This is a genomic window from Desulfarculus baarsii DSM 2075 (genome assembly GCF_000143965.1).
Taxonomy (GTDB): domain Bacteria; phylum Desulfobacterota; class Desulfarculia; order Desulfarculales; family Desulfarculaceae; genus Desulfarculus; species Desulfarculus baarsii.
On sequence record NC_014365.1, the window covers coordinates 2,548,352 to 2,562,728 of the forward strand.

At 64.7% G+C, this 14,377-nt stretch carries 13 protein-coding genes; 11 read left to right on the forward strand and 2 right to left on the reverse strand.

Annotated elements, in window-relative coordinates:
- Positions 1–6: 6 nt before the first annotated feature.
- Genes larB through DEBA_RS11485 form a run of 3 tightly spaced genes read left to right on the forward strand, consistent with a single transcriptional unit; the run spans position 7 to position 1,742 of the window.
- Complete coding sequence (larB, locus tag DEBA_RS11475) at positions 7–759, forward strand: nickel pincer cofactor biosynthesis protein LarB (RefSeq protein ID WP_013259101.1); 753 nt, start codon at positions 7–9, stop codon at positions 757–759.
- Positions 760–766: 7 nt separating this feature from the next.
- Positions 767–1,216 carry a D-aminoacyl-tRNA deacylase gene (dtd, locus tag DEBA_RS11480; protein ID WP_013259102.1) on the forward strand — a complete coding sequence of 150 codons (450 nt, stop codon included), beginning with the start codon at positions 767–769 and terminating at the stop codon, positions 1,214–1,216.
- A gap of 43 nt (positions 1,217–1,259) precedes the next feature.
- Positions 1,260–1,742, forward strand: coding sequence for a DUF1285 domain-containing protein (locus DEBA_RS11485; RefSeq protein ID WP_013259103.1), 483 nt, complete (start codon positions 1,260–1,262; stop codon positions 1,740–1,742).
- A 9-nt stretch (positions 1,743–1,751) separates the two neighbouring features.
- Here DEBA_RS11485 and DEBA_RS11490 read toward each other — a convergent pair whose 3' ends face one another.
- Together DEBA_RS11490 and DEBA_RS11495 are read right to left on the reverse strand one after the other, a co-directional pair.
- Positions 1,752–2,792 (reverse strand): HAMP domain-containing protein, encoded by a 1,041-nt coding sequence (locus DEBA_RS11490; protein ID WP_013259104.1) that lies wholly within the window; start codon positions 2,790–2,792, stop codon positions 1,752–1,754.
- Positions 2,793–2,923: 131 nt separating this feature from the next.
- Positions 2,924–4,591 (reverse strand): Na/Pi cotransporter family protein, encoded by a 1,668-nt coding sequence (locus tag DEBA_RS11495; protein ID WP_013259105.1) that lies wholly within the window; start codon positions 4,589–4,591, stop codon positions 2,924–2,926.
- Between the two features lie 384 nt (positions 4,592–4,975).
- On the opposite strand from DEBA_RS11495, the gene DEBA_RS11500 reads away from it, so the two are divergent.
- From DEBA_RS11500 to fliM, 8 genes are all read left to right on the forward strand, one after another.
- Positions 4,976–6,802: a flagellar hook-length control protein FliK gene (locus tag DEBA_RS11500; protein ID WP_013259106.1), complete on the forward strand. Its 1,827-nt coding sequence runs from the start codon at positions 4,976–4,978 to the stop codon at positions 6,800–6,802.
- A 17-nt stretch (positions 6,803–6,819) separates the two neighbouring features.
- Entirely contained in the window at positions 6,820–7,668 is an 849-nt protein-coding gene (locus tag DEBA_RS11505) for a flagellar hook assembly protein FlgD (RefSeq protein WP_013259107.1), read from the forward strand.
- A gap of 68 nt (positions 7,669–7,736) precedes the next feature.
- On the forward strand, positions 7,737–10,097 hold the full coding sequence (locus DEBA_RS11510; RefSeq protein ID WP_013259108.1) for a flagellar hook-basal body complex protein: 2,361 nt from the start codon (positions 7,737–7,739) through the stop codon (positions 10,095–10,097).
- A 249-nt stretch (positions 10,098–10,346) separates the two neighbouring features.
- Positions 10,347–11,111 carry a flagellar motor protein gene (locus DEBA_RS11515; RefSeq protein WP_013259109.1) on the forward strand — a complete coding sequence of 255 codons (765 nt, stop codon included), beginning with the start codon at positions 10,347–10,349 and terminating at the stop codon, positions 11,109–11,111.
- A gap of 22 nt (positions 11,112–11,133) precedes the next feature.
- The gene (locus tag DEBA_RS11520; protein ID WP_013259110.1) at positions 11,134–11,916 is read left to right on the forward strand and encodes an OmpA/MotB family protein; all 783 of its coding nucleotides are present in this window, start codon (positions 11,134–11,136) and stop codon (positions 11,914–11,916) included.
- Positions 11,917–11,921: 5 nt separating this feature from the next.
- Positions 11,922–12,659 (forward strand): OmpA/MotB family protein, encoded by a 738-nt coding sequence (locus DEBA_RS11525; RefSeq protein WP_013259111.1) that lies wholly within the window; start codon positions 11,922–11,924, stop codon positions 12,657–12,659.
- 11 nt (positions 12,660–12,670) lie between these two features.
- Positions 12,671–13,240 (forward strand): flagellar basal body-associated FliL family protein, encoded by a 570-nt coding sequence (locus tag DEBA_RS11530; protein ID WP_013259112.1) that lies wholly within the window; start codon positions 12,671–12,673, stop codon positions 13,238–13,240.
- Positions 13,241–13,249: 9 nt separating this feature from the next.
- The gene (gene fliM / locus DEBA_RS11535) at positions 13,250–14,236 is read left to right on the forward strand and encodes a flagellar motor switch protein FliM (protein WP_013259113.1); all 987 of its coding nucleotides are present in this window, start codon (positions 13,250–13,252) and stop codon (positions 14,234–14,236) included.
- Positions 14,237–14,377 lie beyond the last annotated feature (141 nt).

The window sequence follows — 14,377 nt, forward strand, 5'->3', positions numbered from 1 at the left end:
GGCGGTTTGGAGACACAGAAAATTCGCAAACTTCTGCAACAGGTGGCCGACGGCGGCGTCAGCCCCGACGAGGCCTTTGGCCGGCTGAAGACCCTGCCTTTCGAGGATCTGGGCTTCGCCAAGGTCGATCATCACCGGGCCATGCGCCAGGGTTTTCCCGAGGTTATCTTCGGCCAGGGCAAGACCGCCGCCCAGATCGCGCGCATCGCCCAGGCCATTTACGCCCAGGGCGCGGCCGTGCTGGTCACCAGGGTCAGCCCCGAAAAGGCCGCCGAGGTCAAGCGCCTGATGCCCCAGTTGGCCCATGAGCCCGAGGCCCGCTGCCTGAGCGCGCCGGCCAAGCAACCGCCGCCGCCGGGCAAGGGCAAGGTGGCCGTGGTCGCCGCCGGCACATCCGATCTGCCCGTGGCCCTGGAGGCCGTGCTCACCGCCGAGTTGATGGGCTCCAAGGTCGAGCGCGTTTTCGACGTGGGCGTCAGCGGCCTGCACCGCCTGCTGGCCGCCGCCGACGTGTTGCGCAGCGCCAGTTGCTTCGTGGTGGTGGCCGGCATGGAGGGCGCGCTGCCCTCGGTGGTGGCCGGGCTGGTCGATCGGCCGGTGGTGGCGGTGCCCACTTCCATCGGCTATGGCGCGGCCTTTGGCGGGCTGGCGGCGCTGTTGGGCATGCTCAATTCGTGCGCGCCCGGCCTGAGCGTGGTCAACATCGACAACGGCTTTGGCGGCGGCTATCTGGCCGGCATGATCGACCACCTGGGCTGAGGGGCTCATGCGGGCGGTGGCGCAGAGGGTCGGCCAGGCCAGCGTGACGGTGGACGGCCGCGAGGTCGGCCGCATCGGCGCGGGGCTTGTGGTGCTCTTGGGCGTGGGCCAGGCCGACGAGCCGCCCCAGGCCCTGTGGCTGGCCGACAAGATCGCCGGCCTGCGGGTCTTTGCCGACGAGGCCGGCAAATTGAACCTCTCGGTGGGCGAGATCGGCGGCCAGGTGCTGGTGGTCAGCCAGTTCACCCTGTGGGGCGACTGCGCCAAGGGCCGGCGGCCCTCCTTTGGCCGGGCGGCCGAGCCGGGCAAGGCGTTGGCGCTCTACGAACTTTTCGTGGCGCGCCTGCGCGAGCTGGGCCTGGGCGTGGCCACGGGCCAGTTCGGGGCGATGATGGACGTCAGCCTGGTCAACCAGGGGCCGGTGACCCTGTTGCTCGACAGCGAAAAGACATTCTAGCGGGCCAGCCAAACGCGTCCCGCCATGATGCGAGGAGCCAGCGATGAGCGAGGAAACAAAACCCGATCTCAGCGCCTTCATGCCCGAGGGCTGGGAAGGCAAACTGCCGCCGTGCATGATCCAGGTCGACGTCGAGGGCCGCATGTCCCACGACGGCGCGCCCATGGTCCACCCCGGCATCATCGAGCTGATCTACGAGTCGGTCTACTACGAGGACGGGCTCTATTTCCTGAAAGTGGGCCAGCAGCGCTGTCAGTTGGAGGTGGCCGACACCTTTCATGTGATCCAGCGGGCCTGGTTCGATGACGATGGCGTGATGATTCACGTCAGTGACGGCAGCCAGGAGCGCCTGGACCCGGCGACGTTACGCCTGGGCGACGAGGGCGTGCTCTACTGCGCGATCAAAAATGGCGCGTTCCCGGCCCGCTTCTTGCGCCAGGCCTATTATCAGCTCACCGAACGCCTGGTGGAGGACGGCGACGGCTACGCCATCGAGATAGCCGGACGCCGCTGGCGCCTGGCCTGAGACTGGCCGTCAGCTCTGCTTTTTGTCGGGGTTCTCGGGCGCGCAGTTGAACTCGTCGGCCCCGCCCAGGTCGAAGTTCATGCTCACGGCGTGGAGGATCTCGATGCCCTGGAGCATCTTGTTGAAGCTATCGGCCAAATAGCCCAGTTCGTCGTTGCTGGTCACGGGCACCATGGGCACGTCCTCGCTGCTGTCGCGGACCTTGCCCATGGCCCGGTGGATGCCCTCCAACGGCTCGGAGACGCTGCGCTCGATCATGAAAATGAGAAAGACGATCAGCGCCAGCGCGATCACCACCGCGAAGATCTGCATGTTGAAGACCGTCTCGGGGATGGCCCAGGGGTTGGTCTGCACCAGTTGGCTGGTTTTGCGGTGGACCATCACCACCAGCGAAAGCAACGGAAACACGCCGCCGGTGAGGAAGGCCACCACCAGCCTGGTGCGCACGCTCAGGTGAAAGACATTCTGGACGTGGAGGATCTCGCCGCCCCGGAAAAAATAACTCCGGATCGGCCGGAACAGGTGGTCGGCGTAAAAGAACACCACGCACGAGGCCACCACCCCGGCGGCCAACACGCCGGCCAGCACGTAGCCGGCCTCGCCCAACTGGCCCGAGTCGCCCTTGATCGGCACGTAGTCGACATAGCGCACCGCCGCCAAGACCAGGGAGTTGACCGTCCAGTTGACCAGGGTCAGCAGCGAAAGGGTCAGCGGCGCGTTGATGATCTTGCGCTGGGCCGAGGCCAAGAGCTTGGGATCGGGCTTTTGGCAGGCCTCCATGGCCCGCCAGCAGATCATGATCTTACGGCCCCAGGGCCAAGTCAGCAGCAGGCCGATGGTGATGAGGATCACGGCCAAGGTCAGGGTGGCGCGGGGGTAATTCTGCATGCCCTGATAAAAGGCCGGGGTGTCCATGACCATGAAGTAGAACATGCAAAGCGCCGCGCCACAGGCGTTGATGGCGATGATGGCCAGGGCGACTTTTTGATAAAATTGGGTGGCCGTGTATTTTTGCTGGCCCTTGTTTTGCGCTTGTTCGGGATTGGGCATGCTTTCCCTCGTCGCCGCGGCGGCTTTTGCGGTTGATCACAAACCAGACGCGCTAGCATTGCACAAAACAGCGGCCGCCGACAACCATTTGCTTGCCCGGCGGCCGCTTTTGACCAATTATTCTGACTAGTTCATCGCTTGCCGGCCACGGCCTGGGCAATGTTGTAGGAGTAGTCGCCGATCTTTTCGAAGTTGGTGAGCATATCGATGAAGATCAGGCCCGGATCGACGGTGCAGACGCCCGAACGCAGGCGGCCCAGATAATCGTCGCGCATGCGTTCGCGCATGAGGTCGATTTCGTCCTCCATGGCCTGGGCCTGCTCCATGATCTCGCGGTCGCGCTCGGCCATGCCGCGCACGACCAGCTCCAGGAAGTTGGCCACCTTGTTGCGAATCTCGCGGTAGTCTCGCTGGCCCTGCTCGGCCAGGTGCAGGTTGTTTTCGATCATCTCCTCGACCAATTCGGCCACGTTCTCCACCGCGTCGCCCACCCGTTCGACGTTGTTGACCATGCGCAGCAGCGAGGCGATCTCGCGGCTTTCGGCCTCGGTGATGTTGCCCTGGCTGACCTTGACCAGAAACTCGGTGATCTCGCGTTGCAGGCGGTCCAGGGCCTCTTCGCGCTGCCGCCAGCGCGAGAGCAGGTCCAACTTGCGATTGAACATGACGTTGGTCACGTCGCGGTACATCTCTTGGGCGATGTTGCCCATGCGCACGGCCTCGTCGCGGGCCTGGGTCAGGGCCACAGAGGGGTTGTCGACGTAGCGCGAATCGAGATAGCAGGCGCGGCCCAACTCCTCGACGGAACAGTCGTTTTTGCCGCCGCGGGTCAGGCGCATGGCGGCCTTGACCAAAAGCGGCAGGGCGAAGAGGAAAAACGTGGCGTTGAGCACGTTGAACATGGTGTGGCTGTTGGCGATGTAGCGGCCGACGTTGGCCCCACTGACCGGCGCGCTGGCCATGACCTCCATGGTGAACCACTCGACCAAGCCGACGAACGGTCGAAACACCGTCAGCACGATGCACACGCCGATGACGTTGAACATGGTGTGGGCCCGAGCCGCCTGGCGGGCGGTGAGCGTGCCGCCGATGGAGGCCAGTTCGGCGGTGATGGTGGTGCCGATGTTTTCGCCCAGGATCAGGGCCACCGCGCCGGGGAAGGTCAGCAAGCCCTGGCTGGCCAGGGCCATGGTGATGCCCACCGTGGCCGAACTGGACTGCAAAAGCATCGTCAGCGCCGCGCCGCTGACGACGCACAGGATCACCCCGAGCATGTCCTTGGCGTCGAACATCAAGAAAAAGCTGTTGAAATCGGGGTGATCACGCAACGGCTTGAAGCCGTCCTTCATCATCTCCATGCCGAAAAACAGCATGCCAAAGCCCAGGATCACCTCGCCGATGTCGCGCCAGCGCCGGCGCTTGGCGAAAAACCTGATGCCCACGCCGATGAAGATGGCCACCGGCGCGAAGGCGGTCAGATCGAAGGCGATAATCTGGGCGGTCATGGTCGTGCCCACGTTGGCCCCGAGAATCACGCCCATGGCCTGGGTCAGGGTCAGCAGGCCGGCGTTGACAAAGCCCACCACCGTCACCGTGGTCAGCGACGACGACTGCACCACCGCCGTGACCAGCGTGCCCGTCAACGCGCCGACCACCCGATTGGTCGAGACCATCTCCAGAAACGAGCGCAAACGATCGCCGGCCACCCGCTGCAGGCCCTCGGACATCAGCTTCATGCCGAACAAAAACAGGCCCAGGCCGCCCATGGCCTGGAAGGCCACCGTATATACCAGGTCCAACCTCGTGCTCCAATTAGCGTTTTGCTGGCGACGCCCTTTCCCGCCGGCAAAGGCCGCTTCGACATGGCCAACGAAAGTCTGACGTCGGGCCTGTGTTATCGCGCCGTGCTCACTCCGTCAACCCAATTCGTAACCCTAATGTAACAAACCACCATGCTTTGGTCGGAAAGTCTCGCTCCGACGGGGCGCGGCAAAATATGCATCGCGGCAACTGGGCAGAAAGGGCCGGCGACGGCGGCTTTTGCCCGGCGCACGCAACCTTACCTGGCGTCATCATATTGATAATAATCGTTTTTTTTCAAAAATCCCCGATGGCACCCACTTTGCAGAGTCTTCGGATAGTCGAGGCGTCCCCAAGCGACGCCACAGCAACTGGAGGCCAGAGTGAACGCACTGGAAATGAGCATCGACAAGACCGCCGGCTCGGCGGCCCTCTGGGCCCTGGGCGCCAAGGGCCAGGCGGGCGGCGGTTTCGACGCCCTGTTGGCCGCGCTTTCCACCAAGATCCAGGCCAAGGAACAGGCCACGCTTCAGACCGACACGACCACCACCACCAAGGCGGCGCTCGCCCAGACTTCTTCCACCACCGACGAGACGGCGCTGGTCTCGCCGCCCAACACCCCCGTGGCCAAGTTGGAGCGGTCCCTGCGCGATTCGGGCCAGTCCCTGGACGAAATGACCCTGCCGGCCCAGTCGCGCGAGCAAGTCAAAGAGGTGCTCGTCGCCAGCGGCTACACCGAGGACCAGGCCGACGAAATCGTCCGTCGGGCCACCGACGACAACGGCGACATCAACGTCGGCGCGCTGTTCCAGGTTTTGCCCCAATACACCCCCACCGTGGGCACGAATCTTTTCATCGCCGAAAACGACAAGCCCCTGCTGATCCAGGCCTTGCAAGACCTGGGCGTGCCGGCCGAGGACATCCGCCAGTTCTTCGAGGCCGCCTCCCGCGATGGCGAGATGATCAACCTCACGGGCATCCAGGATCTGTTGGCCAAGGCCGACCCCACGGTCAAGAGCGTCGATCTTTCGGTGATGCGCGACCTCATGGGCAAGCTGGGCCTGGACGAGCAGGAGATAACGACGCTGTTGGCCCGGGCCGGCGACGGCAAGGGCGGCGTCTCGCCCCAGGGCATGCTGGAGATCCTGCAGGCCGCGGCCGAAAAGGGCAATACCAAGACCGGCCAACTGATTTTGCAGCTCACCAGCCAGGCCAAGGTGAAAAACAGCGACGGCCAGGACTTGGCCCAACAGCTGCGCCAGCAGGTGAACCAACGCCTGGAAAGCCCGCCAAGCCAGGCCCAGGCCAACCAAACCACGGCCGACTCGGGCCAGGCCGCCACGGAGCAAACCGGTCAGGCGACCCAGGCCAACCCCAACGCCCAAACGCCGGGCCAGCAGGCCAACGCCGCCCAGACCAATCCCAACGCCCAAGCCGCCCAGGCGACCCAAGCCGACGGCGAGCAGGCCCAGGGGCAAACCCAGGGCCAGACCGGCGTCGGCTCGACGGCGGCGGAGGCAGCCGCCCTGGCCAAGGCCACCGGCAACAGCTTCAGCGGCGGCGGCAGCAACGGCGGCCAGGCCGGCCAGCAACAGGCCGGCGCGCAGGCCCAGCAGGCCGCGGCCCAGGCCCGCGCGGCCGTCGCCGGCGCCTCCGACAAGGCCGAGACCGGCGCGCGCACGACCGAAAACGCCCTGGCTGGCGCGGCGTCCGCGGCCGGCAAGGGTTCAGCCGTCCAGATCGGCGACGCGGTCAGCAAGGCCCTGCCGGCCTACGTGGTGCGCCAGGTGGCCCAGCAGATGGCCTCCATGGTCCGGGCCAACCAGACCCAGCTGACCCTCAACCTCAAGCCCGAGCACCTGGGCGCGCTGGAGATGGAGATCTCGGTCAAGGACGGCGCGGTCACGGCCACGCTGACCGCCGAGACGCCCTCGGCCAAGCTGGCCTTGGAATCGGGCCTGGGCGAGTTGCAGGACCGGCTGGCCCAGCAAGGCATCCGCGTGGAAAAAATCGAGGTGGCCCTGGGCTCCAACGCCAGCCAGGATCGCCAAACCGCCGGGGCCGACGCCTCGGGCGGCCAGAACGGCTCCAACCGTCACGGCGACGGCCAAGGCCAGGGCGATGGCGCCAGCGGCTCGGCCGAGGAAGAGCCGGACCAGATAATGCCGGCCACCTTCATCGGCGTCAGCCGGATCAACCTCTTCGCCTGAGGACGGGAGGGATATAAATGATACCTTCGACTTACACCGGCGAGATTTACGGTTCCACCTCGACGACGGACACCAGCAGCTCCAGCATCGACGATTCGCTGGGCCAGGACGCCTTCCTGACCATGTTCATGGCCCAGGTGACCAACCAGAACCCCCTGGACCCCATGGACAACACCGAGTTCACCGCCCAACTGGCCACCTTCAGCCAGTTGGAAAAGCTGACCCAGATCGCCGAAAGCATGGAAGGCATAAGCGACCTGCAGACCTCCATGGACAAGAGCGTGGCCCTGGGCTACCTGGGCAAGGAGGTCACCGTCAGTGGAAACGTCATGCCGGTGATCGACGGCGAGGCCGGCGAGATGGGCTTCTATCTGGATTACGCCGCCGAGGCCCAGGCCATCATCACCGACGAAAACGGCGTGACCGTGGCCACGGTGGACCTGGGCACGGTCGCGGCCGGGCAGAACTACTTCACCTGGGACGCCACCGATGACGCGGGCCAGGCGGTCGAGGACGGGGCCTACACCATCACCATCGAGGCGACTTCGTCGGTGGGCGAGACGGTGGATGTCTACGGCCAGACCATCACCGCCAAGGTTACCGGCTACATGGACGACGGCTCGGGCAACGTTTATCTGCTGCTTGGTGACACGGCCATCGCCATAGACGGCGTCTTGGCCGTCAACGCCCCATCCGATGGCGAAACCACCGAGGAAGACGAGACGGAACAAGAAGAGGCCGAGGAAAGCCTGTCCGAGTTGGAAGCTTTGGCGGCCAAGGCCGAGGAAGACGAAAGCAGCATCAGCACCAGCGACGTGGTCAAGGCCCTTGGCTCCATCGGCGCGCTGACCGCCCTGCTGCTCTAGAACAAAACACCCGTTTGCCGTCCGCGGGGCCAACCGCCGGGGGACACGAACGAAAGGAGCCGTGACATATGGGCATGTTAACCGCGATGTGGGCGGGAGTCGCCGGCCTCAACGTCCACGGGCAGGCGCTCAGCGCCGTGGCCGACAACGTGGCCAACGTCAACACCCATGGCTACAAGGCCTCCAGGGTCAACTTCGGCGACGTGATGATCCACTCGTTGACCGTCGGCGGCACGGTGGTCAACCAGGTGGGCACCGGCGCCAAGGTGCTCAGCGTGCAGAACCTGCTGACCCAGGGCTCGTTCGAGACCACCGACGTGCCCACCGACATGGCCATCAACGGCGGCGGGTTCTTCCAGGTCAACAACACCTCCGCGGGCCAGACCGCCAAGTATTACACCCGGGCCGGCCAGTTCCTGCTGGACACCGAAGGCTACATGGTCAACCCCCAGGGTTATCGCCTGCAGGGCTACAACGTCGACGCCAACGGCGACATCCTGGCCGTGCCGGCGGACCTGCGCATAACCACGGTCCAGACCGACGCCATCGCCACCAGCGCCATCGACATCTCGATGAACCTCAACTCCGAGGACACCAAGAAGCTGCATCCGTCCCAACTCATCGATCCCTCGGACCAAAGCACCTGGAACTACGTCAACACCACCCGCACCTACGACAGCCTGGGCGTGGGTCACAACCTGTCGATGTTCTACCAGCGCCTGACCACCTACAACGGCACCAAGGCCAATGGGGCCACTTCCTTCTGGAAGGTCACCGCCTTCGAGAGCGTCGACGGCGTTTATCATCCCAACGAGGACGATTACGCCACCACCGCCGAGTACCTCGATGCGGTCAACGCCAAGACCTACTATATGCAGTTCGACACCAGCGGCCACCTGGTGGGCGTCTCCACCGGCGATTCCGGCTACGGCGACACCTATGTCTATGGCGGCAAGGTCTCCTCCAGCACCAGCGACATCGCCACCGCCCTGGGCGGCCAGCTCACCTTCGACGGCGCGGGGGCCAGCGACCAGGTCATCCGCACCTCCGGCACGGTCACCTTCGCCGGTACGGGAACCACCTCCTCGACCTCGGTCACCGTGGGCGCCGACGCGGCCTACACCCTCACCGACGGCCTGACTCCGGCCCAGGCCGCGGCCGAACTGTGCGACCAGATCAACGGGGCCAGCCCGGCGGTCAACTACTACGCGGTCAACGAAGGCTCGGGCGTGGTGACCATCCACGCCAAGAACGCCAACGGGCCCTTTGACCTGAGCGTCAGCCACGACAGCTCCACCGAGCCCGACTTCAGCGTGACCGGCGACGACACGACCACCCTGAGCGAACTGGCCAACATGATCAACGCCGGCAACACGGCCACCGGCACCCTGCAGATCGACACTACCGGCATGGCCGACGACGCCACCATCACCGTGGGCGGCGTCACCTTCTCCTATGACGGCGGCGGCACGGCCACCGGGGCCAATCCCTGGGCCACCCTGGCCGACTTGGCCACGGCCATCACGGCCAACGTGCCCAACGTCACCGCCACCTACACCGCCGGCGGCACTATCAGCCTGGCCTACGACAGCGTCGGCGTGGCTGGCAACGCGGTGACCCTGGCCATGGACCTGAACGGCGGCGGCGGCTCCATCGACCTCAGCGGCTCGACCCTGACCAACGGCTGGGACGGCACCACCACCGGCGGCGCCCACGAAGTCACCGCCAGCGCCCTGGAAAACGCCGACGGCACCTATTCCCTGCAATTGACCCGCAACGTGGCTGGCGCCGGCTCGACCTACACCATCGACGTCGATGAGTTCCTCAGCACCAACACCCTGGGCAGCGAGGCCGGCGTGGGCTTCACCACCGCCACCCAGACCACCGTCGCCCGCGATGAAACCAACGGCGTGCTGGACCTCAACGGCCAGGTCGAACTCGACTACTACTTCGAGGACGCCGTCCAGCCCCAGACCATCACCATCGATTACTCGCCCACCGCCAGCGCCGCCTCCACCCAGTCGGCCGGCTCCAACGAGACGTTCTACCTTTATCAGGACGGCTCCACCCGCGGCACCCTGCAAAGCCTGGACATCGGCACCGACGGCGTGATCACCGGCACCTTCTCCAACGGCCAGCTCAAGACCCTGGGCCAGGTCATGCTGGTGGACTTCGCCAACCCCGAGGGCCTGGCCCGCGAGGGCGACAACCTCTGGAGTCAGACCACCAAGTCGGGCGAGCCCATCGAAAACACCCCTGGCCAGGGCGGCACCGGCAGCATCGAATCCGGCGCGCTGGAGCAGTCCAACGTGGACCTGGCCACCGAGATGGTCAAGATGATCCTCTACCAGCGGGCCTATCAGGCCAACAGCAAGAGCATCAGCACCACCGACCAGATGCTCCAGGAGCTGATCAACCTCAAGCGTTAACCGCCGCCCACTCGATCCTTCAGGCATCGTTTCGCCCCCGGTCCGCGCGGCCGGGGGCGTCATATTGTTGACTGAGCGTTCTTTTTGACGCCCCAGCGGCCGGCCGTTGCCGGCCGGCGGGGCGTTTTTTTGTATAACTTGTTGCCTAACCTAACGATTTTTTGGTAAAAACAACTCTGTTGACATCGTGGGCCAGATGGCATCCAATTTGCTTAGTAATCAACGAGGCCATCCGCCAAGGAGTGATCGATGGACCTGGCAACCATAATCGGCATAGTCAGCGCCTTCGCCCTGGTGCTCGCCGCCATGCTTTACGGCGGCAGCCTGACGATGTTCATCGACCCGGCCAGTATCCTCATCGTCATCGGCGGCACCATCGGCGTGACGCTGATCAACTACCCGATGCGGGATATCGTCAAGCTCTTCAGCATAATGAAGCATTTGTTCTTTTACAAGATCGTGCCGGTGGGCAAAATAATCTCCCAGTTCGTCGAGTTCGCCACCAGGGCCCGGCGCGAGGGCATCCTGGCCCTGGAGTCGTCGATGAAGGAAGTCGACGACCCCTTCCTGGCCAAGGGCCTGCAACTGACCATCGACGGCCTGGAGCCGGCCTCCATCAAGGAAATCCTGGAGACCGAGATAGACTATGTCGGCGAGCGCCACCGCCTGGGCGCGGAGATATTCATGACCATGGGCACCTTCGCCCCGGCCATGGGCATGATCGGCACGCTCATCGGCCTGGTGCAGATGCTCCAGAACATGAGCGACCCTTCGTCCATCGGCCCGGCCATGGCCGTGGCCATCCTCACCACCTTCTATGGCTCGGTGATGGCCAACATGATCTTTCTGCCCATGAGCGGCAAGCTGAAAAACCGCTCGTCCGAGGAGGTCATGACCAAGGAAATCATGCTCAACGGCATCCTCAGCATCGCCCGGGGCGACAACCCCCGGGTGATCGAACAGAAGCTGCACAGCTTCATTCCGCCCAACCTGCGCCAATCGGTGTTCAAGTAGGCTGGCGAAAAGAGGCGCGCTAGTGGCCCGCAAAAAGCAAGAAGAACAGGCCTCACCGGGCATCGTGGTGCTCTACACCGCGTTGATGATCCTGCTGTTGGCCTTTTTCATCCTGCTCAACTCGATGGGGGCCACCGAGGAGTCAAAAGTCAGGCAAGCCTACAAGTCGCTGATGGATTCGTTCGGCTTTCAGGAAGGCGGCGTCAAGCCCTTCACCACCCAGACCATGCAAAGCTCCAGCGCCGTGGTGGCGGCCATGAATCCCATCGACGAGGACTACGTGGTGCTGCGGGGCATGGTGTTCGAAAACCGCCTGGACGACCAGGTGCGTCTACTGCGCTCCCAGGGCATGCGCACGGTGGTCATCAACGCCGACATGCTCTTCGCGCCCGGTTCGGCCAAGCTCAGCCCCAACATCCTGCCGTTTTTGGACGAAGTGGCCGCGGTGATCAAGGACCGGGCCTATCCGCTGAGCGTCTACGGCCACACCGACGACGAGCCCTGGCGCGGCAAGGGCGGCCAGGACAACTGGACGCTCAGCGCCCAACGGGCCCTGAGCGTGGTGGCCCATCTGGTTTCGCGGGGGGTGAGCGCCTCCAGGTTGGCGGCCTTTGGCCTGGCCGGAACCCAACCCATCGCCAGCAACACGACCGCCGAGGGCCGCCGCCAGAACAACCGCGTGGCCCTGGTCTTCAACGCCGACGACGCCAGCCAGTACATGATCCCCGAAAACGACCCGAAGCCCAAGCTGGACTTCCGCGGCTTCCAGTTCGACCTGATGGAACAGCCAAACCCCGAGGAATGACGAGCATGGCGGGCAAGAAAAAACAGGAAGTCGGCTTCGACCCCTTGGGCTGGATGTTCACCTTCAGCGACCTGGTGACGCTGCTGTTGACTTTTTTCGTCATGCTCTTGGCCATGAAGCAGCCAGAGGTGCTAAAGTTCAAGGCCGCCTTCGGCGTTTTTTCCGGCGGCGGCGGAGCCGGCGTGATGGCCCTGACCGACCAGCCTGGCGTGCAGGCCCACCGGCGGATCATGGAGCAACTGGAGACCGCCACCCCCGCCGACCTGGATCTGGCCAAGCAGGAGCTGGCCGAGATGATGGAGTTGCCCAGCGGCCAGACCGACCTGGCCGGCAGCCTGCAACAGGGCCTCCAGGTGCGCCAGGAGCCCAGGGGCACGGTGATCACCCTGGCCAACGACCTGCTGTTCGCCCCTGGCAAGGCCGAGCTTTCGCCTCAGGCGGTGGAGTCGATCAAAAAGATCGCCTCGGTGCTGGCCCACGGCTCGGCCAACATCTCGGTGGAGGGCCACACCGACGCCAGCGCGCCCGGGGCCGGCTCGGGCTTTGGCGATAACTGGTCGTTGTCGTTGGCCCGGGCCCACGCCGTGCTGCTCAGGCTGATCGACCCCGGCGGCCTCAAGCCCGACCGCCTGCGCCTGGCGGCCCTGGGCGATTCGCGCCCTCTGGTCCCCAATGACACGCCCCAGCGCCGGGCCATGAACAGGCGCACCGAAATTGTCGTGCTGGCTCAACCCAAACCCTGAAGGAGGCCGCCATGGCTGATGAAGATCTGGAACTGGAAGGCGCGGGAGAGGAAGGCGCCGGCGAGGGCGGCAAGAAAAAAGGCGGCATGAAGCTGATCATCATCGTGGCGGTGGGCCTGATCGTTTTGTTCGGGGCCGGCTTTGGCGCATGGTGGTTTTTGCTGGCCGGCGACGACGCCCCGCCGCCGGAGGCGGCCCCGGCCGCCCAGCAAGGCCAGGCCCCGGCCGAGGGCGCGGCCCCGGCCCAAGGCCAGGAAGGGGCGGCCCAGGAAAAACCCGGCACCATCGTGCAGTTGGAGCCCTTTGTCGTCAACCTGGCCGACCCCGGCGGCAAGCGCTACCTCAAATTGACCATGGCCGTCGACGCCGGCGACGAAAAACTCAAGGCCGAGATCGACGCGCGCCTGCCCCAGATCCGCGATTCGATCCTGCTGCTGCTGACCAGCAAGGCCTATCAGGACATCGCCGAGGTGGCTGGCAAGATCCGCCTGCGCACCGAGGTGTTGGCCATTTTCAATCGCTATCTGGCGGGCGCGGGCAGCGTCCACGCCGTATACTTTTCCGAGTTCGTGATCCAATAAGGCAGGCTCATGAGCAAGATTTTAACCCAGGACGAGGTCGACGCCCTATTAAAGGGCATGAGCGGCGGCGAGATCGAAGTCGAGACCGACGCCGGTCCCGAGGCCGACGGCGTCATCGTCTACGATCTGACCAACCAGGACCGCATCATTCGCGGCCGCATGCCCACCCTGGAGATCATCAACGACCGTTTCGCCAGGCTGTTCCGCACCACCCTCAGCAGCGCCCTGCGCAAGATCGTCGACATGACCACCACCAGCGTGGACATGGTCAAGTTCGGCGAATTCATGCGCTCGCTGCCGGTGCCCACCAGCCTGCACATCTTCAAGATGGACCCCTTGCGCGGCCACGCCATCTTCGTCCTGGAGTCCAAGCTGGTCTTCAACCTGGTCGAGACGTTTTTCGGCGGGGCCGGCGGCGGCAACGTCAAGATCGAGGGCCGCGACTTCACGGCCATCGAGCAGCAACTCACGCGCAAGGTGGTGATGCTGGCCCTCAAGGACATGGAAAGCGCCTGGAAGCCGGTCCACGAAGTGACCATGGTCTACAGCCGCACCGAGATCAACCCCCAGTTCGCCTCCATCGTCCCGCCCACCGACGTGGTCATCGTGGTCAAGTTCGAGTTGGAGATGGAGCACACCGCCGGCACGGTCACCGTGTGCATCCCCTACTCCACCATCGAGCCCATCCGCACCAAGCTCTACGCCGGCTTCCAGAGCGACCAGCTCGAGGTCGACCACGAATGGATGCGGCGCTTCCGCAAGCAACTGCGCGAGGCCGAGGTCGAATTCACCGTCGAGCTGGGCCGCACCGAGCTGACCAGCGGCGACCTGCTCCAGCTCAAGGTCGGCGACGTGTTGCAGTTGGATTCCGACATCAACGGCCACCTGGTGGCCATGGTCGAGGGCGTGCCCAAGTTCCTGGGCCGTCCCGGCCAGATGCGTGGCAACAAGGCCTTCCGGGTGGAGGGCTTCAAGGATTACGGCGCGGAGATCTGAGGCGCTGGCCTCCCGCGCACGGGGCAAGGAAGGACAAATCATGGCTGACGAGTGGGACAGCCCCTCCGGCGACAACGCCTCGCTGGAATCTTTCGACGGCCAGGCCGACGGCGACGGCGCCCTGCAACGGCCGGCTCAGAA